The 25637-nt window shown below is 47.0% G+C and carries 20 protein-coding genes; 11 read left to right on the top strand and 9 right to left on the bottom strand.

Going from position 1 to position 25637, the window contains the following annotated elements; all coding sequences use genetic code 11:
* Positions 1 to 43 precede the first annotated feature (43 nt).
* On the top strand, positions 44 to 1876 hold the full coding sequence (locus AACQ17_RS15725) for an ABC transporter ATP-binding protein (RefSeq protein ID WP_094147203.1): 1833 nt from the start codon (positions 44 to 46) through the stop codon (positions 1874 to 1876).
* 169 nt (positions 1877 to 2045) lie between these two features.
* On the opposite strand, the gene murP is transcribed toward AACQ17_RS15725, so the two are convergent.
* Both murP and murQ read right to left on the bottom strand, forming a co-directional pair.
* Positions 2046 to 3494 carry a PTS N-acetylmuramic acid transporter subunit IIBC gene (murP, locus tag AACQ17_RS15720; protein ID WP_019281275.1) on the bottom strand — a complete coding sequence of 483 codons (1449 nt, stop codon included), beginning with the start codon at positions 3492 to 3494 and terminating at the stop codon, positions 2046 to 2048.
* Between the two features lie 29 nt (positions 3495 to 3523).
* Complete coding sequence (murQ, locus tag AACQ17_RS15715) at positions 3524 to 4426, bottom strand: N-acetylmuramic acid 6-phosphate etherase (protein ID WP_017045936.1); 903 nt, start codon at positions 4424 to 4426, stop codon at positions 3524 to 3526.
* A gap of 241 nt (positions 4427 to 4667) precedes the next feature.
* Between murQ and AACQ17_RS15710 the strand changes: the two genes are divergently transcribed.
* Positions 4668 to 5516 carry a MurR/RpiR family transcriptional regulator gene (locus AACQ17_RS15710; RefSeq protein ID WP_017045937.1) on the top strand — a complete coding sequence of 283 codons (849 nt, stop codon included), beginning with the start codon at positions 4668 to 4670 and terminating at the stop codon, positions 5514 to 5516.
* Between the two features lie 5 nt (positions 5517 to 5521).
* On the opposite strand, the gene AACQ17_RS15705 is transcribed toward AACQ17_RS15710, so the two are convergent.
* The 3 genes from AACQ17_RS15705 to recQ form a co-directional block, all read right to left on the bottom strand.
* The gene (locus AACQ17_RS15705; protein ID WP_166538067.1) at positions 5522 to 5884 is read right to left on the bottom strand and encodes a hypothetical protein; all 363 of its coding nucleotides are present in this window, start codon (positions 5882 to 5884) and stop codon (positions 5522 to 5524) included.
* 90 nt (positions 5885 to 5974) lie between these two features.
* Positions 5975 to 6277, bottom strand: coding sequence for a DUF3630 family protein (locus AACQ17_RS15700; protein ID WP_013855693.1), 303 nt, complete (start codon positions 6275 to 6277; stop codon positions 5975 to 5977).
* A complete protein-coding gene (gene recQ, locus AACQ17_RS15695) occupies positions 6270 to 8108 on the bottom strand; it encodes an ATP-dependent DNA helicase RecQ (RefSeq protein ID WP_094147205.1) in 1839 nt (612 codons plus the stop codon). Before recQ ends, AACQ17_RS15700 begins: the two co-directional genes overlap by 8 nt.
* A gap of 251 nt (positions 8109 to 8359) precedes the next feature.
* Between recQ and rarD the strand changes: the two genes are divergently transcribed.
* The 3 genes from rarD to AACQ17_RS15680 all read left to right on the top strand — a co-directional run bounded on the left by rarD (position 8360) and on the right by AACQ17_RS15680 (position 10937).
* Entirely contained in the window at positions 8360 to 9277 is a 918-nt protein-coding gene (rarD, locus tag AACQ17_RS15690) for an EamA family transporter RarD (RefSeq protein WP_013855691.1), read from the top strand.
* Between the two features lie 120 nt (positions 9278 to 9397).
* A complete protein-coding gene (locus AACQ17_RS15685) occupies positions 9398 to 10204 on the top strand; it encodes an AraC family transcriptional regulator (protein WP_026028188.1) in 807 nt (268 codons plus the stop codon).
* A 73-nt stretch (positions 10205 to 10277) separates the two neighbouring features.
* Positions 10278 to 10937 (top strand): LysE family translocator, encoded by a 660-nt coding sequence (locus AACQ17_RS15680; RefSeq protein ID WP_069212055.1) that lies wholly within the window; start codon positions 10278 to 10280, stop codon positions 10935 to 10937.
* A 784-nt stretch (positions 10938 to 11721) separates the two neighbouring features.
* Here the strand turns inward: AACQ17_RS15680 and uvrD are convergent.
* Together uvrD and prlC are read right to left on the bottom strand one after the other, a co-directional pair.
* A complete protein-coding gene (gene uvrD, locus AACQ17_RS15675; protein WP_094147206.1) occupies positions 11722 to 13896 on the bottom strand; it encodes a DNA helicase II in 2175 nt (724 codons plus the stop codon).
* A 156-nt stretch (positions 13897 to 14052) separates the two neighbouring features.
* Positions 14053 to 16095: an oligopeptidase A gene (prlC, locus tag AACQ17_RS15670; RefSeq protein WP_094147207.1), complete on the bottom strand. Its 2043-nt coding sequence runs from the start codon at positions 16093 to 16095 to the stop codon at positions 14053 to 14055.
* Between the two features lie 205 nt (positions 16096 to 16300).
* Here prlC and AACQ17_RS15665 point away from each other — a divergent pair, with 205 nt between their 5' ends.
* From AACQ17_RS15665 to AACQ17_RS15640, 6 genes are all read left to right on the top strand, one after another.
* The gene (locus AACQ17_RS15665; RefSeq protein ID WP_013855685.1) at positions 16301 to 17140 is read left to right on the top strand and encodes a 23S rRNA (adenine(2030)-N(6))-methyltransferase RlmJ; all 840 of its coding nucleotides are present in this window, start codon (positions 16301 to 16303) and stop codon (positions 17138 to 17140) included.
* Between the two features lie 110 nt (positions 17141 to 17250).
* A complete protein-coding gene (gene gorA, locus AACQ17_RS15660; protein WP_166538068.1) occupies positions 17251 to 18609 on the top strand; it encodes a glutathione-disulfide reductase in 1359 nt (452 codons plus the stop codon).
* Between the two features lie 118 nt (positions 18610 to 18727).
* On the top strand, positions 18728 to 20035 hold the full coding sequence (locus AACQ17_RS15655; protein WP_094147209.1) for a site-specific integrase: 1308 nt from the start codon (positions 18728 to 18730) through the stop codon (positions 20033 to 20035).
* Positions 20028 to 21761 (top strand): hypothetical protein, encoded by a 1734-nt coding sequence (locus tag AACQ17_RS15650; RefSeq protein ID WP_094147210.1) that lies wholly within the window; start codon positions 20028 to 20030, stop codon positions 21759 to 21761. The genes AACQ17_RS15655 and AACQ17_RS15650 overlap by 8 nt, the downstream gene beginning before the upstream one ends.
* Complete coding sequence (locus AACQ17_RS15645; protein WP_094147211.1) at positions 21758 to 23839, top strand: hypothetical protein; 2082 nt, start codon at positions 21758 to 21760, stop codon at positions 23837 to 23839. Before AACQ17_RS15650 ends, AACQ17_RS15645 begins: the two co-directional genes overlap by 4 nt.
* The gene (locus AACQ17_RS15640; protein ID WP_065771706.1) at positions 23836 to 24306 is read left to right on the top strand and encodes a hypothetical protein; all 471 of its coding nucleotides are present in this window, start codon (positions 23836 to 23838) and stop codon (positions 24304 to 24306) included. Before AACQ17_RS15645 ends, AACQ17_RS15640 begins: the two co-directional genes overlap by 4 nt.
* Before the next feature lie 33 nt (positions 24307 to 24339).
* Here the strand turns inward: AACQ17_RS15640 and AACQ17_RS15635 are convergent, their stop codons facing one another.
* Positions 24340 to 24639: a type VI secretion system PAAR protein gene (locus tag AACQ17_RS15635; RefSeq protein WP_081245287.1), complete on the bottom strand. Its 300-nt coding sequence runs from the start codon at positions 24637 to 24639 to the stop codon at positions 24340 to 24342.
* 9 nt (positions 24640 to 24648) lie between these two features.
* Positions 24649 to 25437 (bottom strand): glycosyl hydrolase family 26, encoded by a 789-nt coding sequence (locus tag AACQ17_RS15630; protein WP_094147216.1) that lies wholly within the window; start codon positions 25435 to 25437, stop codon positions 24649 to 24651.
* Positions 25438 to 25637 lie beyond the last annotated feature (200 nt).

Here is a 25637-nt window from a genome sequence, read left to right as displayed (position 1 = left end):
TAAGAATGAATCTCACTCGCACATCACCATAAGTTGATCACCTATGTTTCAATGGTTTGAAAATCTCACGACGGCGTTTCCTAAAGAAGAGCCGCAACAACCGCCTAACTCCTTATTAGCCTTCTGCCGTCATTACACGCGGGGTTTTGAAGTACCGTTATTGGTCATGTCACTGCTCAGTGCTTGTGTGGCGATTGCCGAAGTCACCCTCATTCGCTATATGGGTGAATTGGTTGATATGCTTGGCAGCCAACAACGTGCCACATTCTGGGCTGATCAGAGTGACCGCTTGTGGGTAATGGCCGCGCTGGTGGTGGTCATTATGCCGCTGCTGGCTTTCTTCCACTCCATGATCATGCACCAAACGCTACTGGGTAATTACCCGATGTCGATACGTTGGATGATCCACCGCTACTTACTCAAACAGAGCGTCAGTTTTTTCCAACGCGATTTCGCGGGGCGAATTGCCACCAAAGTGATGCAAAGCTCCCTCGCCGTGCGAGAAACAGTGATGAAACTGGTCGATGTACTGGTTTACATCGCGGTCTACTTCGTCTCGATGATTTGGATGATGGGCGAATCTGACCGCATCTTGATGATCCCGATTCTGATTTGGCTCGTGGCCTACATCATCATTCAATTGTATTTCATTCCCAAGATGAAAAAAGTGGCGACCGATCAAGCCGATGCTCGCTCAACTATGACGGGCAGCATAGTCGACAGTTACACCAACATTGCCACCGTGAAACTGTTTTCCCATTCGCAACGAGAAATGCAGTACGCCAAAAGCAGCATGAAACGGTTTTTGAACACCGTGTACCAACAGATGCGCATGGTGACGTGCCTGTTGTGGAGTGTTGACGCCATCAACTATTTACTGCTGTTTTCTATCGCCGCTTTATCAATCAATTTGTGGCTCGATGCCTCAGTGACTGTCGGTGTCATTGCGATTGCGATTAGCATTGCGCTGCGCGTACAAGGCATGTCGAAATGGATCATGTGGGAAGTGAGCGCACTATTTGAAAATATCGGTACTGTGGTGGATGGAATGAATACCTTGTCACAACCAGTGACCATAACGGATGTAGCCAATGCGCCGCCGCTGCAAGTAACGCAAGGGCAAATCAGCTTCCATAACGTTCACTTTCACTATGGACAAGAGAACACTGTGTTTGAGGCGCTTAACTTTGAGTTAAAAGCGGGCGAAAAAGTGGGGTTAGTGGGTCGTTCAGGCGCGGGTAAATCCACACTGGTTAACTTGCTGCTGCGATTTTACGATTTGAATGGCGGCAAAATCTGCATTGATGGACAAGATGTTTCGCAGGTCAGCCAAGATTCACTGCGCCAACACATTGGTATGATCACGCAAGATACTTCTCTGTTGCACCGCTCAATCCGCGACAACATTCTCTATGGCAACCCAGATGCCGGGGAAGAAGCGCTGATAGAAGCAAGCCGTCAAGCGCATGCTCATGATTTTATCGCGCAGTTGCAGGATGAGAATGGCAACCTTGGCTACGATGTTCAAGTGGGAGAACGCGGTGTCAAACTCTCTGGCGGCCAACGCCAACGCATTGCGATTGCCAGAGTGCTATTAAAAAATGCGCCGATTCTGATCATGGATGAAGCCACCTCGGCCCTAGATTCAGAAGTAGAAGCGGCTATTCAAGAAAATTTTGAAACGCTGATGGAAAACAAAACCGTGATCGCCATTGCGCACCGTTTATCAACCATTGCCGCCATGGATCGCTTAATTGTGCTGGATGAAGGACGAATCATTGAACAAGGCTCACACCAAGAGTTGCTGCAACAACAAGGCGTTTATGCTCAGCTATGGGCGCATCAAACGGGTGGGTTTATAGGCGAACTTGCGTAGTGGATGCTCTTTAGGCCAAATAAAAGGCCTTTAGACACATCCAACAGAGAAAGAAGATGTGCTAAAGGCCGCGCTATTTCACCCAATACCCTCACTTCTGAGTTTAGGTATTTTGCATACTATTTTGCATACTATTTTGCATACTATACATAGGGGGGGGGGGGGTGAATTAGCTTAAATCGACATCTTTGCAGCCAAAAAAGTAGGTCGCGAGAAAGCCAACAGTGTAGGAGATTAAAAGACCGCCAACGAACACCATCATCCCAGCAAAAATCCCTTGCTCGGAAGTCATCAATGGAATGGCGACAATGCCTGACGGGCCAAACACCGTATTTAATCCTACTGGCAAACCAAGGTAAGAAACTAAGCCGACAAAGAAACCGCCCGCCGCCCCACCAATGCAAGCGGTGACAAACGGTTTAACCCGCGGCAAGGTCACGCCATAAATCAGTGGTTCGCCAATCCCCAAAATACCGGGAATGATCGCCCCTTTCACTTGCGTGCGCAGCAACGCATCTTTATTCGCTTTGAAATAGAGTGCCAGTGACGCACCCACTTGGCCGCCGCCCGCCATCGCCAAAATAGGAAACAGAGAGTTAAAACCTTGTACATCCATCAACGCAAAATAGACTGGCACAAATCCTTGGTGAATACCAAACACCACCGAAATTAAGAACAAACCCGACAGTAACGCCGCGCCCAACGGGTTATCATTGAGGTTCAAAAACAACCATGACATGCCTTTAAACAGCTCACCACCAATCGGCATGATCACCAAGAAAGTCACCGCGCCCATGATGAGTAACGTCACCACAGAGGTTAAGATCATATCCAAATCATCAGGCATGTATTGGCGCACTTTACGTTCTACTTGCGCGCCCAAAATAGAGGCTAATAGTACCCCGATGATGTTGCCGCGTGGGTCAATGGCGAAGCCAAAGAATTCACTCATACCCGAGTAGATACCCGTTGTCGCCTCTGGGTTATACCCCAGCACAAACAGCGAAGCTAAAATGGCACCATTAACACCCGAGCCACCGAAAGCTTGCTGCGCGTTATAACCAATTAAAATACTCAAGAAAGCAAAGAGCCCTTTACCAAACACTTTCATATAAGTAATGAGATCGAGCATAAACTGGCTAGGCGATTGATCGATAACGAACATTTGCTCCAGCAAAGTGGCAAAACCGAGCAACAAGCCCGCAGCAATGAAACCGGGGATCAGCGGCGTAAAAATGGTCGCAAATTTGCTTAAAAAACGTTGTACGCCGCTGGTCTGTTTGCTCTTCATCTGCTTTTTCTGCTCAGCAGCAATCGCGGATAGATCGGCAGTTACGGCCATATCCGTCTCAGCACCGTCACCGTTAGCGATCATCTCATTCATCATATCGGCCGCCGTTTGCGCTTTGCCTGGGCCTAAAATGATCTGCAGTTGTTGGTCACTCTCCACCACGCCCATTACGCCGGGAAGGGTTTTCAGCAGAGCCTGATCGGCCAATGCCGTATTATTTAATGTTAAACGTAAGCGCGTCATGCAGTTGCCACACTTACCGATATTGCCACTACCACCGACTGCACTAAGCAGCTTGGCGATCATATTTGAGGTTATTTTTGCCATTGGGACATCCTTGGATAGATCCAGTCGGGTTATTGATCATTCAGTGCCGCGCGAATAAAACCATTATGCTTGGCCAGTTTTTGCGTCGCTTGCTCGGCGCTTAGCCCCGCAAGAATCATTACAATGGCGGTTTTACAGTGACGATGGCAGGCGCTCAGTGCTTGTTCTGCTTCCTCTTTACTGCAACCAGTCGCTTCGACCACAATGTTATTTTGGCGCTGAATCAACTTAGCGTTGGTCGCCTCGACATCGACCATAAGGTTGCCAAACACTTTACCGCAACGAATCATCGCGCCGCTGGTTAACATGTTAAGCACCAGTTTTTGCGCCGTGCCCGCTTTCATACGTGAAGAGCCCGTGACCACTTCCGCGCCCACCACAGGCACAATGGCAATGTCAGCCGCGTGCTGCATCGCGCAATCTGGGTTGCACACTACTGCCACAACCGTTGCACCCAGTGATTTAGCGTAAGCCATACCGCCTAGCGCATAGGGTGTGCGACCACTGGCGGCGATACCCACCACCACATCGTTGCGGGTCAAATTAATATTTTTCAGATCGCTTTGCCCAAGCTCAACATTGTCTTCGGCATTTTCAACCGCTTTAAGAATCGCTGGGTGTCCGCCCGCAATAAGCCCAACCACTTGTTTAGGATCAGAGCCGTAGGTGGGTGGGCACTCGCTAGCATCTAAAATCCCCAAGCGACCGGAGGTTCCCGCTCCCATGTAGATCAAACGTCCACCCGCTTGAAATGCCAAGGTAATGGCATCCACCGCTTGCGCTATCTGCGGTAAGGTTTTTTCAACCGCCAACGCGACCAGTTGATCTTCATGGTTAATGACTTGCAGCATCTCTAAGGTGGAAAGGGTGTCAATGTCAGCACTGGCAGGGTTGCGGCTTTCGGTAACCAACAGGGTTAGGTCTAGGTTCATCGTCTATTTCTCGGTTTTAATTCGGAACTGAGGGCGATTCTATGGAATAAAATATTCCACTTTAGTGACAAAAATCACAACAAAGGTTATTCTTTGACCAGTCATTACATGGAATAATGGCCTACAATGCACCGATATCTTTTAAGCCTCCGAACAAAAGGCCAGTTAATACAAGCCACTACACTAATGTTCGTTATTTTAAATTTGGAATAATTTATTCTAAAAAATACAAGGATCGCGCATGTCTGTGATGCATAAAATCGTCAGCCGCCGCACTCAACTCTCTCGCAGTGAATTACAAATCGCCGATTGGATCATCGCTCATCCAGAAAAAGCCGCGCTCGCCACCAGCCAAGCATTGGCCGAACACGCAAAAGTCAGCCAATCGAGCATTGTCAAATTTACCCAGAAAATTGGCTTTAGGGGCTACAGTGAGTTTAAGTTAGCGCTGGCCGAAGAGCTTGGCCGTAAATTGGCGTTTCAGACCACGCCACTGCACAGCAATATTCTGGCTGACGACCCACTGGCGGTGATCGCACAAAAATTGGTGCAAGCGAAAACAGAGGCGATGTTTCACACCACCAACGCGCTTTCATTTCCCCATTTCAACCAAGCAGTACAGTGGATAAACCTCGCCAACCGCGTGCAAATTATCGGCATCGGCGGCTCTGCGCTCACCGCAAAAGATTTGGCTTTTAAGCTCCTGAAATTAGGCATCACAGCGCTCACAGAACAAGATAGCCACGTACAAATCGCCACCGCACGCACGCTGGGTGCGCAAGATGTTCAAATTGTGATTTCATTTTCAGGAGAGAGAAAAGAGATTTTGATTGCCGCCGAAGCGGCCAAGCAGCAAGGAGCAAGCGTTATCGCGCTCACCTCTCCGAAGAAAAATCGATTACGTGAATTAGCCGATCTCTCTTTTGATACGATTGCCGATGAAAATGAACATCGCAGCTCATCCATCGCCTCTCGCACCGCGCAGAATGTTCTAACCGACCTGTTGTTTATTACTCTTGTACAGCAAAGAGACGAGTCGGCGCGTCAATTGATCCAAGACATTTCATCTGATATTCGTCAAATCTTTTAACGGAACTAATCGCTCTCTTCAATGCAGTGCATGCGATGAAAAACGCGATGGATGATCGGTGCAAATAGGGTAGCCAATGAAACGAAAAAGACAGTTTCGATAAGTAAGCTGTAAAAGGCTAAAAAGAGATGCAAGCTCGGCGCAAGATGCAGATTGATTATCGGGTAGGGAAGTTCGAGACCACTGACCATCGAAAGCGCATTCAACCACGCTTGCGCCGCTGGGAGATCAGCTAGGTAGACAAAACCCACCACTCCGGGAATGAGGCCAGTCAACAGCAGTAACGCAGCGATCGCCGCATAGCGTAAGCAGCGCCATGTAAAACGCTCAACGGAGATAACTTCTTGATGGATCGATTCAAATTTCACGCCAGCCTCCTTGATGTTTGCCTCATCATAAGCAATGGCAGCTTAATAATGAAGGACCAAAAGGCGGATATGCAGAGTTGATCTACACGCTTAGAAACCTCGCGCTAATAATTGCGCGAGAAACGCCAACTCTTCTTGGCTCTCTTTGATGGCAAGTGCTTCAAGCCAAACCGACTCGCTGTAATGCTCGGCTTTGAGAAAAAGTAAGCAACCTTCAAAATCAATCAACCATGAGTGAATGTCCGCATCCCACTGTTTTTCTATCACTGTAGCCGAAAGCTGCTTGACCAAACGCTCGCCTAGTGCAGGAAAAGTATCGACATCAAAACGCGGTGTACTCAGGACGAGTCGCCCTTCATCTTGTAAATTGTGAGCTAAACCGAACTCAGCCATGGTGGGTTAAGTGCTCCTGAATCAGGTCTAAAAATGGGTCGGCGTATTTTTCAAGCTTGCGTTGCCCAACACCGTTAACGGCCAACATTTCTCCGTACGAAGTGGGCAATATCTCCACCATATCAATTAAGGTCGCATCGCTAAAGACCACGTAAGGCGGCAGGCCATCTTCATCAGCAATCGATTTACGCAATTTACGCAATTTGGCAAACAGTGGTTTGTCGTAGTTTTTGTTGGATAACTTATCTGATTTCGCCGCACGAGCGGCTGTGTCTAAGCGTGGAATAGCTAACTCTAATGGCATTTCTCCACGCAGCAGCGGTCGCGCCTCTTCCGTCAACTGCAAGGTCGAATTGCGAGTAATGTTTTGCTGCAACAACCCTTTATGGATCAACTGACGGAAAATACTCACCCAATAATCATGGCTATGATCGCGACCAATGCCGTAAGTAGTGAGCTTGTCGTGGCCATTTTCACGAATACGGATATTTTGCATACCGCGCATCACTTCCACCACATAACCAATACCGAAACTTTGGTTGACGCGATAAACGCACGATAATGCTTTTTGCGCCTCTTGCGTGGCATCGAAATGCTTGGGGGGATCAAGGCAGATATCGCAGTTGCCGCAAGGTTTATCTCGATATTCACCAAAATAATTGAGCAACACTTGGCGGCGACAAGTTTGTGCTTCAGCAAAAGCGCTCATCGCGCCCAACTTATGGCTTTCCACCTGCTTTTGTGGCCCTTCCGGCTTCTCATCTAACATTCGACGCAGCCAACTGATGTCGGCCGGATCATAGAGCATCATCGCTTCGGCTGGCAAACCGTCTCGCCCTGCGCGCCCGGTCTCTTGATAGTAAGATTCGATGTTGCGCGGAATATCAAAATGCACCACAAAACGCACGTTGGGTTTATTAATCCCCATTCCAAATGCGACGGTAGCAACCACTATCTGAATGTCATCACGCTGAAATGCTTCTTGCACATAAGCGCGCTCATCGGCGTCCATACCCGCATGGTAACTGGCTGCTCGTAAATGGTTATTGCACAGTTTCTCTGTCAGCATTTCTACTTTTTTGCGACTGCCACAGTAAATGATGCCGCAATGTCCTCTTTGCGTATCAAGATAGCGGATCACCTGTGAAACCGGTTTGTGCTTTTCGACCAAGGTATAGCGGATATTAGGGCGATCAAAGCTGCCCAGATAGACATGCGGTTCTTGCAACTGCAAACGGTGCAAAATATCCACGCGCGTGGCGTCATCAGCCGTTGCCGTCAGCGCCATAAAAGGCACGTGTGAAAAATGCTGTTTAAGTTGGCCTAACGCCGCATACTCAGGGCGAAAATCGTGCCCCCATTGAGAAATACAGTGTGCTTCATCCACGGCAATCATCGCCAATGGCAACTGCTGCAAGCGTTCGATGAAATCGGACATCAAAACACGCTCAGGCGACGCGTAAATCAGCTTCAGTTGCCCCGCGTTCATTCGGTTATATACCGACATCAGCATCTCACGTGACATACTTGAATTAATACACTCAGCCGCGACACCGTTGGCTTTGAGCTGATCCACTTGGTCTTTCATCAACGAAATGAGCGGCGAGATGACTAAAGTGATGCCCTCTTTGACTAACGCAGGGATCTGATAACAGAGCGATTTCCCCCCACCCGTTGGCATGATAACTAAGCTATCTTGCCCCGCTAACGAAGCGTCAATCACCTCTTGCTGGCCGACACGAAACGACTGATAACCGAACACAGTCTGTAAAATACTGTGCGGTGTCTCAGGTTGAGGATCGGTTTGTTGAGCCATTAACGTTGCGGTCATGAAATTTCCAAGGGTGAACAAAAGGGGTAGAGCAACCGCTATACCGCAAAGCGTCTTATTGTAGTGGGGTTCGATGGTGAATAAAACCGCAAAATGTAGCGGTAAAGCGAATCACTTGATTCTCGGCCATTATTCGCCACTCAAACTCCCGAGTAGGCGGTCGATTAACAAAGCTGCAACTTACTTGAGGAACAGTATATACTGTCGAATCGTTTCGCTGGCTCAGCACTTCACTCCTTTGAGAATTCATCATGACCGCAGAAGAACAACAACGCTCCAGACAAGGCGTTTTACTCGCTATTGGTGCTTACACTATGTGGGGCATCGCACCGATCTATTTTAAAGCAATCAACAATGTTCCTGCACTTGAGATCCTCACTCACCGCGTAGTGTGGTCGTTTTTCTTGTTAGCAGCACTACTTCATTTTGGCCGCAACTGGCGTAGTGTACGCAGTGTGATTACTCATAAATCAAAGATGATCTATCTAATGACCACTGCTTGTCTGGTTGCGGTGAACTGGTTAATTTTCATCTGGGCGATCAATGCTAATCATATGTTAGATGCCAGTTTAGGTTATTACATTAACCCACTGCTCAATGTGGTGCTCGGCATGCTTTTTCTTGGTGAGCGATTACGCAAACTGCAGTGGGTCGCGGTAGCGCTAGCCACCATTGGTGTGGCCATTCAGTTAATTGTGTTTGGTTCGATTCCTGTGGTCGCCATCGCTTTGGCGACCACTTTTGGCTTGTATGGCTTACTGCGTAAAAAAGTGGCGGTTGATGCACAAACAGGTTTGTTTATCGAAACCTTAGTGATGTTGCCCGCGGCGTTGATTTATCTATTGTTTATCGCCAGCTCGCCAACTTCAGATATGGCGCTCAATCCGCTTAACCTCAACCTACTGCTGATCGCAGCTGGCGTCATCACGACCTTGCCTTTGCTTTGTTTCACAGGAGCAGCAACGCGTTTAAAACTTTCAACGCTGGGTTTCTTCCAATACATCGGCCCAAGCTTGATGTTTTTGCTCGCTGTCTTGGTTTACGGTGAAGCCTTTTCTAGTGATAAAGCCATTACTTTTGCCTTTATTTGGGCTGCATTGTTGCTGTTCAGTTTTGATGGTTTAAAAACAGGCCGAACCGCGCGACGCGCTCAACGGGCATCCGTTTAATTAGGATTGTTTATTCCCCTCGTTCGTCAAAGCGATCGAGGGCACTGTGATCATTTTTTACAAGACAGTGGCGACATGGCTGGCTAAGCTTGCATTATTCAACCCTAAATTTTGGTCTCTATGGATAAAGTGAGCTACAGCCAAACGGCCTATCCTGCGATCGGTCTGATTGATGCAGACTATCGTCAGTTTGCGTTTGATCGCCACTACCATCTTGATATTCATATTGGCCTTATCACTCAAGGAACGCAGCGCTTCTACCACCAAGGCGCTTGGCATCAGGTACAACGGGGCGGCGTAGTTCTGATGTCGCCAGATGAACTGCACGATGGGCAAGCGCACAATGGCTCTGGCTACCAAGTGCAAGTGTTTGCTATTGAACCTACTTGGCTACAGCAAACCTTAGAAGCCAAGCAGATTGAACAAGTGCTGGGTTTTGAGCAGTTAATAGTCGATGACGCGCCACTTTTTTGCTCACTGCTGCAACTTCATCACACCATGAAGCAGGATAAGCTCAGTCAACTCGCTAAAGATTGCTTACCCTACCAAGGGTTCACACCTTTGCTTGAACGCTATAGCCACTTGAAACTGCCGGAGGTTAAACCGCTCGGCCAGCGCAACCTCGCCACGCTGAAAGAGTGGGTACTCAGTCAACTCGACCAACCAATCCGCCTTGAACAACTCGCTCAGCTTTGCCAGCTTTCACCCACTCAGTTTCAGCGCCATTTCAAGGCGCAAACGGGCATCACACCTTATGCGTGGTTATTGCGTTTACGTTTAGAGCAAGCGATGAAATTGTTGAAAACCGGCACCTCTAGCACTGAAGTCGCCTATCAAGTCGGTTTTTATGATCAAGCCCATTTCAGTAAGGCGTTCAAAGCAACCTTTGGCCTGCCACCCTCCGCCATCAATCGCACACTTTACTAACCAAACTGTCAGAAATTTACAAGGCAAGCACGTTTTCTCCACGCATACTCACCGTAAAACATGAGGAGAATACATGAACGAACTTTCCATATTGGCCACATTGGCTGGCGTACATTTTATGGCATTATTAAGCCCCGGCCCAGATGTGGCACTGGTGGTACAAAATGCCACCCGTTACGGTCGCAGAACCGGAGTTTTTATTGCGCTAGGGTTATCATGTGGCATTGTCATTCACTCATTGCTTAGCCTCACAGGGATAAGCTATTTGGTGCATCAACAACCCGCACTGTTTGCGATGGTGCAACTGGCCGGCGGGGGGTATTTATTCTATTTAGGCTTGGGCGCACTCAAATCCATCTACACCACCTGGCGATCGCCACAAGCTGTCGGAGTCAACAATGAGCGCTACAAGCTGATCGAAAATCAACGCCAAGCCTTTTCCCGCGGTTTTATCACCAATATTTTTAATCCAAAAGCTTTGGTCTTTTTTATCAGCTTAATGTCGAGTTTAGTGCCTGTGGGGATGTCCTTTTCAGGTAAAGGTATCGCCTTGCTGATTCTTTGGGGGCTCTCTTTTATGTGGTTCTCAACCTTGGCGTGGATGCTCTCCACCGCCCGCCTACAAAAACGTTTGCAATCACTCACTGTGTATATTGATGCGGTATGTGGCATCATTTTTACGCTCATCGGTGGACTTATTTTATTGCAAGCGCTGCTTAGCCTTAGCCATTGATGCAGCGATTCGCGCCCATTTTTGTGCGAGATCTCTTACAAACGAGTGAGCAAATATCGCTTTTTGAGTAGGAAAATCAACACCAAAAAACCTAAACACTTGATTTTAAATAAAATAATAACCAGCTAGAGAAACCCTTTGCGGAAAAAGCGTTTCTCTAGCATTGCCGATAAATTAGAGATGGGTAATATGAACCTTGTCGGAAGGATTCTGACACGGAACAGGAAAGCACCACGGATTGGTCATCTTCAGGATGAAGAGACGACTGCTCAGGATGAATGGTCGGCACGGAAAGCAAATTGGACATTGAATGGACGCAATAGTAGCTAGGATGGTTACTACTAAGGAAAGACAATGGACACCTCTGGACGAGGCAAGGACTGAACATCAGGATGATGTAAAGGACACCGCTCAAGGAACAAGTGAAGCGCGCTAACGTGGATGGTTAGCAGACTAGGAAGTCACCAAGGACACCGCTAGGAAGGCGAAGAACGGATTAAGCTGACGGAATTCAGCCACTATCATGGATTTGATGCATGGAGCACTTTCGTAGCTGGATTGCTGCAAGTAAGACTATAACCCCGCAGGGCGCAAGCCCTCGGGGTTTTTCTTTTGGATCGGATAAGCATATGAGTTATCCAGCTTTCATATCTTGAACGGCTAGGTTAGGTATTTGGTTTAAACAACGCCATAAACACCCCCTCCCTGCCTCCCCCTCAAAGGGGGAGGAGAACAATCCAACCATCTCAGCAAAGAAAAGTACCCTTTCTTTGTACAAGGAAGATCATAGTTTCTCTAGCTTGGCATAAGCAGTCACTAGCCATTTAATGCCTTCACCGTTAAAAGCGACTTGCACTCGACTTTGCGGGCCACTACCTTCGAAATTAATGATGGTGCCTTCACCAAAAATAGGGTGTTTCACGCGTGCGCCCAAACTAAAGCCCGTCTCGTTAAAGTTCTCTTTGACCGCTGTTTGACTAAAACGCCCAGCACTGCTTGGTCGGCTCACTTGCGCTTTCATGCGCACTTCATCAAGGCAGTTTTCTGGCAGCTCACGGATAAAGCGTGACGGCTTATGGTATTTATCCTGACCGTATAAACGGCGAATTTCAGCGTAAGTAATGTAGAGCTTTTGCATGGCGCGCGTCATTCCGACGTAACACAAACGGCGCTCCTCTTCCAATCGCCCCGCTTCTTCGGCCGACATTTGGCTGGGGAACATGCCCTCTTCAACGCCAACCATAAACACCAACGGGAACTCTAACCCTTTCGCGCTGTGCAGTGTCATTAACTGTACGGCATCATCAAACTCGTCAGCCTGCCCTTCGCCCGCTTCCAGCGCTGCGTGGGTTAAAAAGGCCGTCAACATGCTCATCTCATCCGCTTCTTCTGGCTTTTCAAATTGGCGTGTTGCGGTGACTAGCTCTTCCAAGTTTTCAATTCTGGCTTTAGACTTTTCACCCTTTTCAAGCTGATACATCTCAAACAAACCTGATGTTTTGATTACATGGTCGGTTTGACTGTGTAACGGCATCTCAGCGCTATCATCTTCAAGGGCATTGACCAGCTCAATAAACCGGCTTAATGCGCTTGCCGCACGTCCTGTGAGCACTTTTTCTTCCAACAGCACAAGGCTCGCTTGCCACAAGGTACAACCGCGATCTCGCGCCGCAAAACGAATGGTTTCCAGCGTTTTATCACCCAAGCCACGCGGTGGCGTATTTACGACTCGCTCAAAGGCCGAATCATCATTGCGGTTAGACATCAAACGCAAGTAACTTAACGCATCTTTGATCTCTTGGCGCTCGAAGAAGCGCATGCCGCCGTAGATGCGATAGGGCAAGCCTGCTTGAATCAAGGCTTCTTCCAAAACACGAGATTGGGCGTTGTTGCGATAAAGCATCGCACAATCCTCTAATGCGCCACCTTTATCTCGCCACTCTTTGATTTTATTGACGGTAAAACGCGCCTCATCAAGATCGTTGTAGGCCGAATAGATAGAAATTGGCTCGCCTTCGCTGCCATCTGTCCAGAGCTCTTTACCCATTCGTTCGGTGTTGTTCGCGATCAGTGCGTTCGAGGCTTGCAAAATGGTTTTGGTTGAACGGTAGTTTTGCTCTAAACGAATGGTATTAACGCTCGGAAATTCCTGCGTGAATTTTTCGAGGTTTTCAATTTTGGCACCACGCCAGCCATAAATGGACTGATCATCATCACCGACGATCATCACGTGGCAATCGCACCCAGCCATCATGCGCAGCCACGCGTATTGGATGTTATTGGTGTCTTGAAATTCGTCGACCAAGATGTGTTTAAAGCGCGCTTGATAATGTTCACGAATGTGCTGCTTATCACGCAACATCTCGTGGCAACGCAGCAAAATTTCGGCAAAATCAACCAAACCTGCGCGATCGCACGCCTCTTGGTACGCGGAATAAAGCTGCAAATAGGTTTGAGTCACGGGATCGCGGTACGCATCGATGTGCTTCGGACGAAGACCTTCATCTTTTTTACCGTTAATCCACCAGCACACCTGGCGCGTAGGCCACTGCTTCTCATCTAGGTTTTGTGCTTTGATTAAACGACGCAGCAAACGCAGTTGATCTTCAGAATCGAGGATCTGAAAATCCTCAGGCAGGCGAGCGTCAAGATAGTGAGCGCGTAAAATACGGTGGCAAATACCGTGGAAGGTACCATTCCACATGCCCGATGCACTGCCCATCATCAACTCTTCAATTCGGCCACGCATTTCCGCCGCCGCTTTGTTGGTAAAAGTCACCGACATGATTGAAAAAGGCGAGGCGTTTTCAACCGAGATAAGCCAAGCAATGCGATGCACCAATACTCGGGTTTTACCACTCCCCGCTCCGGCAAGCACCAGCAAGTTTTCTAAAGGCGCGGCAACCGCTTCGCGCTGTTTATCGTTGAGACCGTCGAGTAAGAGAGAAGGATCCATCATGGCTAAGCTACTGGTTATTTATACATAATTGCCCAGATTATAACCTCAAATCGCGGCAAGATGCTCGTCTCTATCACATTTTTCTGGGTATTCAAAAATGAAAAGCCCACCGCAAAGGTGGGCTAATTCGAGCTTCATCGCATTTTAAGCGCGTGACTACGCGGCGATCCCCGCATGACGCAGCAACGCATCAATTTGCGGCTCGCGGCCTCTAAAGCGTTTAAATAACTCCATCGGCTCTTCACTACCACCCATTTCAAGGATGTTGTTCAAGAAACTTTGCCCAGTCTGCGGGTTAAAAATCCCCTCTTCCTCAAAGCGAGAAAACGCATCCGCCGAAAGCACTTCTGCCCATAAGTAGCTGTAGTAACCTGCGCTGTAACCGCCAGCAAAGATGTGGCTAAAGCTGTGTGAGAAACGGTTCCATTCAAGGCTTGGTAACACGGCCACTTTCTTTTTCACTTGGGCGAGAGTTTCCAACACTTGCGGGCCTACTTCGGGATCGTAAGTGGTGTGCAAGGTGAAATCGAACAAACCAAATTCAAGTTGGCGCAAAATAAACATCGCTGACTGGAAGTTTTTCGCCGCGAGCATTTTATCGAGCATTTCTTTCGGTAGCGGTTCACCCGTTTCGTAATGACCTGAAATAAACGCTAACGCCTCTTCTTCCCAGCACCAATTTTCAAGGAACTGACTTGGCAGTTCAACCGCATCCCACGGTACACCATTGATGCCAGATACCGCACCCACTTCAACTTGAGTCAACATGTGATGGATCCCGTGTCCAAACTCATGGAACAAAGTGACCACTTCATCATGAGTAAATAACGCAGGTTTATCACCGATTGGGCGATTAAAGTTACAGGTCAAATAAGCCACTGGTGTTTGTAGCTCGCCATTTTGAGTGATACGGCGGCCACGGCAATCATCCATCCACGCGCCGCCACGCTTATGTTCGCGTGCATACAGGTCGAGATAGAAGCTGCCACGCAGTGATCCTTTCGCATCAAAAATATCGAAAAAACGCACCGATGGATGCCAAGTATCAACCCCAGAGCGCTCTTTGACGCTCATGCCAAATACGCGGTTGAGCACTTCAAATAGGCCGCTCACCACTTTCGACTCTGGGAAATAAGGGCGCAGCTCTTCATCTGAAATATCAAACAAGTGCTGTTTCTGTTTTTCGCTGTAGTAAGCGATATCCCACAACTCTAGCGTGGTCACGCCAAACTCTTGCTGCGCAAATTGACGCAACTCTTCTACTTCACGCTCACCTTGCGGTTTCACTTTGGTGGCTAAATCATTTAAAAACCCTAACACTTGATCGGGCGTTTGCGCCATTTTGGTCGCCAGTGATTTTTCACTGTAGGTATTAAAACCGAGCATACGGGCTATTTCATGACGCAGTTTGAGCTTCTCAGCGATGATTTCGCTGTTATCCCACTTGCCCGCATTTGGCCCGCGATCCGAGGCACGCGTAACATACGCTTCATAAAGCTCTTTGCGCAGAGCTTGGTTATCACAATAAGTCATCACTGGCAGATAAGAAGGAATGTCGAGCGTTAATAAATAACCATCGAGCTCTTTGGCTTGCGCCGCCGCTTGTGCAGCTGCCAACGCCGATTCTGGCATGCCCGCTAATTGATTGGCGTCGGTAATGTGCTTGGTCCAGCCCATCGTGGCATCCAGTACGTTATTAGAGAACTTAGAACCCAACTCAGATTGACGTTTACTGATCTCGCCGTACCGTTTTTGCTCTGCCAATGGCAAGCCGATACCCGATAGCTCAAAATCACGCAGTGCATCATTGATGGTTTTTTGCTGCGCTTGAGAGAGCGAGGAAAAAGTATCGCTGGCTTTCATGCTCTTATAGGCTTCAAACAGGCCTTTATGTTGCCCAACCCAAGTGCCGTATTCAGACAGCAGCGGCAAACAGCTTTCGTACGCATCACGCATTTCATCGCTATTGAGCACGGAATTAAGGTGGCTCACTGGCGACCAAATGCGGCTTAAGCGATCATCCACCTCTTCAATGGGTGCAATCAAGTTTTCCCACGTTGGGGTGCTATTGCCAGCAAGGCGTTTTTCAATTTCGGTGCGGCAATCTTCTATCGCTTTCTCAACCGCAGGCTTCACATGCTCTGGCTTAATGGCGGAAAACGGCGGTAAATCCGTGAAAGTGAGAAGTGGATTAGACATAAAACATTCCTTTTAAGTTAAGACGCGCCTGCACGTTGATGCATTTCTCTGCAACAGTCACTGATTGTTTCACGGTAACCGTCGATTTTGTTTATCTGAAATAGTAAATATAGGTAGGTTCAGCAATTTTCAATAGTGGCGTATAATCAGCCAATACGTTTGATTGATGAAACACACTCCATTTGGGGTGTTTTGAGAGCCTATTTTGCTAAGTTATCGCCACAGTTTTCACGCGGGCAACCACGCGGATGTATTAAAGCATATTGTACAAAGCCTTATCCTCAATGCATTACAGCAAAAAGAGAAGCCTTTTGTTTATCATGACACCCACTCTGGCGTGGGCCGTTATGACTTGACCCATGAATGGTCAGAAAAAACCGGTGAATATAAACAAGGGATTGCTCGTATTTGGCAACAAAATGTAACGCCACCCGCCATTCAAAGCTACCTTGAGGCAGTAAAAGCACTCAATGAAAGCGAAGAGTTACGCTACTACCCCGGCTCACCGCGCGTAGCGCGTGCTCATCTACGCGCGCAGGATCGTATGGTGCTCACTGAATTGCATCCGAGCGATTACCCTTTGCTCGAGCAAGAGTTCCACCGAGATCGTCAGGTATCGATTTACAAAGAAGATGGTTTCCAACGCTTAATCGGTAGCCTGCCACCGAAAGAGCGTCGCGGCTTAGTGTTGATCGATCCCCCTTACGAATTGGCCAAAGAGTACAGCGATGTCGTAAGAGCCATTGCCCAAAGTTATAAGCGCTGGGCGACGGGTATCTACGCCATTTGGTATCCCGTAGTGAATCGCGACACCATTGATGACTTGCTTGAAGGGCTGGCAAGCCTCGGTATTCGCAAAATCTTACAAATTGAATTGGGCGTGTCGCCAGACACCCATGAACGTGGCATGACCGCTTCAGGCATGATAGTGATTAACCCACCGTGGACACTGGAAGGGCAAATGCAGGAAATTTTACCGTTTCTTCAGCAAGCGATTGCCCCGGTAACCGGTCATTTTAAAGTCGAATGGGTTGTACCAGAATAAACTGACCCAATCTATCAAAGAAGTAGAGAACCTTTTTCGCCTTGCTATGGTTGCCAACACCGTACAAAACCAAGGTCAAATAGGATGAAAAAAGAATAATGGAGAAAGTAATGACAACGCATTTTGATTATATCTGTATCGGTGGTGGCTCTGGTGGTATCGCTTCAGCGAACCGCGCGGCAATGTATGGTGCGAAAGTCGCACTGATTGAAGCCAAAGACCTTGGCGGCACTTGTGTCAACGTCGGTTGTGTTCCGAAAAAAGTGATGTGGCATGGCGCGCAAATTGCTGAAGCAATGCACCTTTATGCCAAAGATTACGGCTTCGATGTCGATGTCAAAGGATTGGATTGGTCAAAACTGATTGAGAGCCGCCAAGCGTATATTGGCCGTATTCATCAATCATACGACCGCGTATTGGGCAATAATAAAGTGGAAGTGATCCGCGGTTTTGCACGCTTCGTTGATGCAAAAACCGTAGAAGTAAACGGTGAACACTACACAGCAGACCATATTCTGATTGCCGTTGGCGGACGCCCAACGATTCCGGCGATCCCAGGGGCACAATACGGCATTGATTCCAATGGTTTCTTTGACTTGACCGAACAGCCTAAACGCGTCGCGGTTGTGGGCGCAGGTTATATTGCGGTTGAAATCGCGGGCGTACTCAACGCACTCGGCACTGAAACGCACCTTTACGTGCGCAAAGAATCACCACTGCGCAGCTTTGATCCCATGATCATCGAAACACTCACTGAAGTCATGGCGGCGGAAGGCCCAACATTACATACTCATTCAGTGCCAAAAGAAGTGATCAAAGAAGCCGATGGCAGCCTGACTCTACACCTTGAAAATGGCCAAAGCCAAAACGTTGATACGCTCATTTGGGCAATCGGCCGCCACCCAGCAACCGATGCGATAAACCTAGCAGCAACGGGTGTGGCAACCAATGCACAAGGCTATATTAAGGTTGATGAGTACCAGCAAACCAACGTCGCGGGCATTTACTGTGTCGGCGATATCATGGAAGGCGGTATTGAACTCACACCTGTTGCCGTCAAAGCAGGCCGTCAACTTTCAGAGCGCCTGTTTAATGGCAAAACCGATGCGAAGATGGATTACAAACTGGTCCCGACCGTGGTCTTTAGCCATCCGCCAATCGGCACAATTGGCCTCACCACGCAAGAAGCCCAAGCGCAATATGGCGAAGAGAATGTCAAAGTGTATACCTCTAGCTTCACGGCCATGTACACCGCCGTCACCTCTCACCGTCAACCATGCAAAATGAAACTAGTATGCGCTGGCCCTGAAGAAACCGTTGTTGGCCTACACGGCATCGGTTTTGCGGTTGATGAAATGATTCAAGGCTTTGGCGTAGCCATGAAAATGGGCGCAACCAAAGCCGATTTTGATTCAGTTGTGGCAATACACCCAACGGGTAGTGAAGAGTTTGTTACTCTTACACGTTAGTGTAGAAACTCTACTGCTACACATTTGTAACTCTGGAAATTAATCTACTTCAGGCTGCACATTTGACGATTCGCTCTCAATGCAGCCTGTTTTTATTAATTACCGCTATGGAGTACAAATGGCAACAATCATCCAATCTTCAAACGTATTTACTGATACACAAATTTCTCATAGTAGGAATGGCCCAATCACTTTACATCCACATGGATATAACATTGGACCATTACCCACATTGTACGATCACCACGGCAAATTCATTGCTGTTGCCAACTCATGGTTTTTTGATCTAAAAACCGTAAAAAGACTCAAGTGTTTGAACTCTTCAGCAAGAGCGATCTTATGCTATTGGTCATTCTTAGAAGAGTCTCAACTAACTTGGGACAATATCCCACCTATCGATAGGCTAAAACCCACCTACCAATTTCGTCATTATTTACTGCTTAAAGTTCAAGATGGCAACATGGCCTATTCAACGGCAAACTGTTACATGAATCATGTGGTTCAATTTTATCTCTGGGCCATCTATGAAACCTATCTCGTTGTGCAAGAAAAAAAAGCCCCTTTTCGAATCGAATACACCACGATCAATCGACAGGATAAATTGGCTCACCTTAAGCCAAAGCTGATTGTGCAAACCAGCGATTTACGGATACGAGTCCCCAAACACGCTCACTCCTCACAAGTACGAACTCTCCTGCCATTAAGCCGAGAATCACTTCAGTTGGTCTCAAATCACCTCCGATATCAGTCGGTAGAGTTTCAACTGCAATGCAGACTTGCCATTCAAACTGGGCTACGCGTTAATGAAGTGTGTTCATTAACACTCACCGCTATAGATCAAGCCTTTCCGATCACAGACTCTCGCCAACGCTATTATTTACCGATTGGCCCATCAAATGGTGTAAAAACCAAATTTGATAAAGAACGCAAAATCGAGATCTCATCCTCACTACTTAAGATGCTACAAGATTACAGCATCAGTGAAAGGCGCTTAAAGCGGCAGATAAAAATGGACAACAAATTATCGGTCACAGATCGTCTGACCATCCCCCTAACACACACCACTCAACATCCGCCTCTCTTTATCAGCGAGCAAGGTAATCCCCTCACAGCCAAAGTCCTTGGAGTTAGGTGGTGTGAATTTAGAAAAGTGCTGCAAAAGTCAGAGCCGGGGTTCAATCATAAATTCCATGATTTACGCAGTACTTATGGGACATACCGATTGGGGGACCTACTGACCTCGGGACTGAATAGCAGTGAAGCCCTCGATTGTCTTATGGGCTGGATGGGGCATAACCATGAATCAACCACTTGGAAATACATCCGTTATCTAAAACGGAAAGAAGCCCTGCGAGATAAGTTTTCGATGCTAGATACTCTTATGCATGACGCTTTAACGGCGGATAGTGAGGCTCATAATGAATAATAATCTCATACAACTTCACGATTGGCAGCCAGAGCTGATGATAGAGGTGCCAGATCAGCATGGCCGTCTTTATCGGTGGGATTTCAATCGCGTCCGTTACCGCCATTTCCCCGTAACCAAGAAGATAAAGCAAGGCACTGAAATACTTGCGGATCGAAACGCCCTCGCTTTTGCCATCATGAATAGCATGAAAATAGACCATCGAGCGGTCTCAACTCGCGACGGGCTGTTTTATCAATTAAAAGAATACATTCAATGGTGTGACAAGCATTATTGCTCAACCTTCAATGGCGAATCGGTACAAAACTACTGCATGAGTATTTACATGCAGCTTTTAAAAGGGCAGATAAAAAAGAGTACTTATAAGCAAATACGGACACAAGTCACCACGTTATGCCGGTTCCTCGATCATCCAATGACTTGGTTTGATGAACTGCCAGTGGTCAATTGTGATGATACCGAATCCTTTGAAGCTTATAGCCAATCAGATTTGAAACAATTACTTCCACTACTGCGAGCAATTTTCAAGCAATTATCAGTCCAGTTTCTTGACAATCCGGAGCTTCATCTGAAGTCCAAGAAACACTCACCGACGATGAACTTTCAATGGAAAGGCCAATCGTTTCCAATACGCACGGGGATAACTCGGCTCATGGTCGCGGCGACTTACTTATTGGCGTATTACACTTTCTGTAATACTTCAACACTCCTACAACTAAAGCGCCCCTCTGTCGCCAGTCAACCTTTAGGTGACGTTTGGTATAGCATGCCAGCCTTTAAACGACGGGCTTTTAAAACGCTCACCGTCGAGATTGGGGAGCATAAACTGAACATACCCAAATACTGCCTTGATTTCTTTGATACGTTATTGAAAGTCTCTCAAGCTGTCGATCCTCAACCCGAAGCCTTATTACTTCAGACGGTGATTAACGGACACCATAAGACGATCACTCCTTATCATTTCAGAGATTTTAATGTGTCCATTCTTAGAAAGTGGTTTGCATTAGTCGACAATCGAGGGCGAGAGCTGCGCCCAGTCATTTCCCGCTTTAGAGAAACGGGCAGCTTAATGACCCAACTGCGGCTAGGCGATATTGCGGCCTCTGAATTACTCGATAACACCCCCTCAACCATACGTAGGCATTATTCCACCGGGAATCATCACGACAACAATGCCATGATGCAAGAAACCATTGCCATACGAGCCCATCAAGCCAAGCATAAGGTTAGCCTCTCCGTGGCGAAATCTCAGGTGATGGAGACGTTTAATATTCAGGTCCTCACTTACGAGGAATGGCTCACTCAAACCTTACCGACCTCTGTATCGGCTCATGGGAGCCACTGCAAACAACCCTTTCACGTGCAATCTGAAGCCTTTAGTCGCAGAGCACAACGACATCACCTATCAGATGGCGAGCGCTTGGCTTGCGCTGAACTACTGAAGTGTTTTGGTTGTGAGCATCAAGTCATCGTGCAATCAACCGAAGATATTTGGTGCCTGCTGTCCTTCAAAGAAGCGCTCGAAGAGTCACGTTACTTTCATCTCGACTCTCATCATTTCCACAAAAACTTTGGTGAAGTCATCCACTTTATCGAAAAACGTATTTTACCCAACATTAAGCGACCCATTTTATTGCAAGCACAAGATAAGCTAATGATTGAAGGTCGGCACACATTATGGAAAGACATCACCTCCGTCATTTTGTTACAAGGAAAAACCGCATGAACCATTCAAACCAACCGTTAGGCGCTGAGTTTCAAGTCGATTTTATTGATACCGTCTCTTTAAGTATGAGCCGCATTAACGTGATTGAATTAGTGAAACAGGGAGATCTCGATAACTTAAACGCGGTGGTCGTCTGCTCAGATAAAAACAATTTGGTAGTCACAATATTTGGTGATAACAAATGGGATCTAAGTCCTTACTTTGCACAAAGCCGCTCCCAAGCCACCTGCCTAAATTTCGATAAATTTAGCGTCTCTCCAAGCCTCTTATTAGAAATGAAATTGCTGACTTATGGTTGGATATTTCACAAAAGTGGCTCGCAAAGTACTGGGGCAAAACTGTCAACTATCTGTACCCGTGTCACCAAAATGAAAGCGGTCTACAATTTCCTGCTGGAGCATGGTTTTCACTCACTTGCTGCGTTGAGCAATCGAACCATATGGCAGAAATTTGAAAGCCACCTCAGCAACCAAGCCTTATCGTTAAGTACGCTTGAACAAATTTTCACTGGCATCAATAGCGCCTTAAAACTGGAAAAATGGTTAGGGATCCACTTTGGTTTAGATAAAGTGTCATCAAACAAATTGGCTCAAGATTTATGTGCAAAAAATAAATTACAGAAGTCCCAAACTTTAGCCATTCCACAACGTATCGCGGATGAAATTTTTGGCAAAGCCATTGAGTTAGTTGAGCAAGCTTGGGACAGCCGTCACTCATTAGCGCAGATTGAGCAACAGCTACATGACAACTATATTGCGGGTCGAACTATCGTCCAAAATAACGTGAATGAAGGGCGATGGAACTTTCTAACCAATACACAAGGCGAGATCATGAATCGCCATCAATACGCACAAGAGATACATAAAGCGACACCTAACGAGATTGGGGAATTACTGCAAGGTTTACCTGCTTATATGCCCCGTGACATCAATGGAAATGATTGGCGACGATATTACGGTCAACTGATCACCGCTTGTTTTATTTGTTGTGGGGCTTTCTCTGGAATGCGAGTCTCTGAATTAACCGAGCTGACCCCTAACAGCTATTTCAATACTGAGTTTGATGGCACCACTTTCCACATGTTGCAATCTCGCACCTTCAAATTAGGGCAAAAGAAAGCCACATGGGTCACCGCTCCCATCGTTGAAAAAGCGATTCAACTAGTCACCGTCCTAACCGAGGCATGGAGGCTGGAGTACAACCAACAGAGCACTCGCCCACTGGATATTCTTTGGTTCAACCGAGGAGCACGATCAAAAAAACCGGTTCTTATCAGTGATTGGAACGTACGTTTGCAAAGATTTGTCCGTCATTTCAATATTACAGTAACCCAAGAAGACTACCAAGAATGTGTGACCTGTAATCCAAACAGCACAGAAAGTATCCATAAATACATTCATCAAGGTAAACCTTGGCATCTCAACACGCATCAATTTAGGCGAACCCTCGCCTTTTTCACAATCAAACACCGTTTGGGGAATACCATCGCCCTAAAACAACAATTTAAACACTTATATCTGCAAATGACCGATTGGTATTGCGCGGGCGGCGTGGCCAGCCGCATTCAAAATATCGAGATTGACGAAGAGTTACAACAGTTACTTGATTCGACCCAGATTGAAGCCAGTGCGAATAAGTTTTTTGAATGGACCCAACAAGATACCGACTTATCAGGGGCTCATGGCAAAGCGATTGTTGCCATGCGTAAAGAAGGATTGCCTCACATTTACAGCAGTTGGGAGGTGATTTACAAGGCGGTTAAAGAAAAAAGACTAACGCTACATGGTACGTTTCATAGCTATTGTAAAAATGGCTACCATTGCGATATGGATGGGGCTGTCAATCCGGCATTTTGCGTTGACTGCTCCAGTGGAAGTAGCATTATTGATCGAGACAATGCGCTATGGTGGCAATCTCGCCATCTAGATTTAACACACTATCTTCATCATCATTTAGCCGTGTCCCCATCCGTCTATGCACACTGCATAACACAAATTCGCGCCGCCGAGCTCGTGATGAACGATTTTAGTATTGAATACACCGCTTACCAACATGCCATTGAGGTCGTCGCTGTATGAGTAAAAAGGAACAGACATTGCTGGCACTGGATGCCGCTCTTCATCGTTTGATTCAAGGCAAACCGAAACGGGTACTGGTGACGAGAAAACTGAGTATTCGAGCTATTGAGGAAGAGGCAAATTTAGGCAATGGCAGTGGGTATTACTACCCTGAATTTGTTGAAAAAGTGAAGCAAATTAAACGTAAGCAAACCAGCAAAGAGAAAAGTACGAATAAAAGCGATAATCAACGCCTTCATGAGACATTAAAAAATGAAAAACGGATCAAAGAAAAATATCGTTCGGCGATGGAACAACTCACGCTGCAAGTCCACCAAATGGCTGCGGAGCATCACCACCTTAATGATTTATTGAGAAAAGCGCTATCACGTACCGAAGAGCTCGAGCGATTTAATCAAGAGCTAAAGGATCAACTGGTTTCGTTGCGACGTTCTACAATAACGTCAATCAATTCACGTAACACTTAGTAAAACGGTCAGCTTTGGCTGACCGTTATTTCCTTACCCAATCATCACATCCGATGATGCAGAGGCAATAGTGCCTCCACAATCAATAGCATCGCCTAAACGGGCGGCGGGTTTGCCATCAATCAGAACCCCACTTGAACCACCAGAAATACTGCGTGGGTGGCTACCGTGGGGTTTTTCAGAGCATGGGCAGCCATGATCTTGCAGTGCATCGCCTTGACGCACCGCGGGTTGACCATTAATAAACACGCCACTACTGGCAGAAATAATCGGCGTTGGCGGGAAGCAATCATGCTCTGAGCCTATATCACCTAATCTTGCGGCACCGGGCATCATTATCTCCTAACGTGATACGACGACTCGTCCATCGATCATCGAAAAATAAGGGAGGACAGAAAAACCTTGATCTTCTTTAACTGAACGAATTCTCAATGGAGAAAGACTGCGTTTATCCTTTAATCGTACAAGACGTCCATCCATATGCGATTCAAGCTTATATTCGCTCCAGTCTTCGCGGGGCCTAACAGCCGCATCTGACCATTTATCAAAGGTATCTTCAAACCCAACAGCATCATAGAAATCTTCCGGTTTGGCGAAATACCCATCGGCTTTTGCTTTTTCACGCATGGCTAAAGACCAAGCCATTTTTAACCCTTCAAAATCGCGCTTTTCCATCAACTCAATCAAGTTACTGTAAGCGCGGTACAACTGCTTCATCTGCTCTGGGTTATCTTCTCGAATAGGCGTCGCATCAACCCAACGCCAGCGAGGAATGGTTTTAATGTTAACAGGGCGAGAGAATTGATTGGTGTAACCTTTAACGATCCCGTCCACATCACCCAAAGGTGTTCGGTGATTAGCCGGATAGGTTTTCGACGCCTTAGAGGTTGGTTTTCCCTCTTCGATGGTGATATGCAAAGAGGACATTTCCTCCTTCTCTCCATTAGGGAAAGCACCGTATAGCGTCATTTCACACTGGTTATCGCCATGATAAGTATAATCATCGTCATAAACACCGATAGGAGCAACAACTAATTCCAGTGTATTTTCTCCAGGCTGTAAATAAGCGGTGGGGTTAAAACCTGATGAAAAAGTACCAGTACGGGTCTTTAAGTTGTCCAGCATTTTCATTTCATTAAATAGACCAAGGCAGTATACGGTTTGCGCTCGGATATTAGTGGTGTATATCACCTCGGGCTTTTGCCCCTCATTCTCAATGCTAATATCGACTGTAGACACTTGCTCTCTAATACTCATTAATTCATTGTCTCCCGAACAGGCAGTAAGTAAGGCTATACATGCGGCCAAAAGGTATACTTTCATTTTTTCCT

Source organism: Vibrio sp. V10_P2A27P122, assembly GCF_963874335.1.
Taxonomy (GTDB): Bacteria; Pseudomonadota; Gammaproteobacteria; order Enterobacterales; family Vibrionaceae; genus Vibrio; species Vibrio anguillarum.
This window is presented reverse-complemented; position numbering and strand designations above follow the sequence as displayed.

Excerpts from the sequence above, each read along its gene's own strand:
- AACQ17_RS15725 (WP_094147203.1), top strand. The coding sequence starts at position 44 with ATGTTTCAATGGTTTGAAAATCTCACGACGGCGTTTCCTAAAGAAGAG.
- murP (WP_019281275.1), bottom strand. The coding sequence starts at position 3,494 with ATGGCAAAAATAACCTCAAATATGATCGCCAAGCTGCTTAGTGCAGTC.
- murQ (WP_017045936.1), bottom strand. The coding sequence starts at position 4,426 with ATGAACCTAGACCTAACCCTGTTGGTTACCGAAAGCCGCAACCCTGCC.
- AACQ17_RS15710 (WP_017045937.1), top strand. The coding sequence starts at position 4,668 with ATGTCTGTGATGCATAAAATCGTCAGCCGCCGCACTCAACTCTCTCGC.
- AACQ17_RS15700 (WP_013855693.1), bottom strand. The coding sequence starts at position 6,277 with ATGGCTGAGTTCGGTTTAGCTCACAATTTACAAGATGAAGGGCGACTC.
- recQ (WP_094147205.1), bottom strand. The coding sequence starts at position 8,108 with ATGACCGCAACGTTAATGGCTCAACAAACCGATCCTCAACCTGAGACA.
- rarD (WP_013855691.1), top strand. The coding sequence starts at position 8,360 with ATGACCGCAGAAGAACAACAACGCTCCAGACAAGGCGTTTTACTCGCT.
- AACQ17_RS15685 (WP_026028188.1), top strand. The coding sequence starts at position 9,398 with ATGGATAAAGTGAGCTACAGCCAAACGGCCTATCCTGCGATCGGTCTG.
- AACQ17_RS15680 (WP_069212055.1), top strand. The coding sequence starts at position 10,278 with ATGAACGAACTTTCCATATTGGCCACATTGGCTGGCGTACATTTTATG.
- uvrD (WP_094147206.1), bottom strand. The coding sequence starts at position 13,896 with ATGATGGATCCTTCTCTCTTACTCGACGGTCTCAACGATAAACAGCGC.
- prlC (WP_094147207.1), bottom strand. The coding sequence starts at position 16,095 with ATGTCTAATCCACTTCTCACTTTCACGGATTTACCGCCGTTTTCCGCC.
- gorA (WP_166538068.1), top strand. The coding sequence starts at position 17,251 with ATGACAACGCATTTTGATTATATCTGTATCGGTGGTGGCTCTGGTGGT.
- AACQ17_RS15655 (WP_094147209.1), top strand. The coding sequence starts at position 18,728 with ATGGCAACAATCATCCAATCTTCAAACGTATTTACTGATACACAAATT.
- AACQ17_RS15650 (WP_094147210.1), top strand. The coding sequence starts at position 20,028 with ATGAATAATAATCTCATACAACTTCACGATTGGCAGCCAGAGCTGATG.
- AACQ17_RS15645 (WP_094147211.1), top strand. The coding sequence starts at position 21,758 with ATGAACCATTCAAACCAACCGTTAGGCGCTGAGTTTCAAGTCGATTTT.
- AACQ17_RS15640 (WP_065771706.1), top strand. The coding sequence starts at position 23,836 with ATGAGTAAAAAGGAACAGACATTGCTGGCACTGGATGCCGCTCTTCAT.
- AACQ17_RS15635 (WP_081245287.1), bottom strand. The coding sequence starts at position 24,639 with ATGCCCGGTGCCGCAAGATTAGGTGATATAGGCTCAGAGCATGATTGC.
- AACQ17_RS15630 (WP_094147216.1), bottom strand. The coding sequence starts at position 25,437 with ATGAAAATGCTGGACAACTTAAAGACCCGTACTGGTACTTTTTCATCA.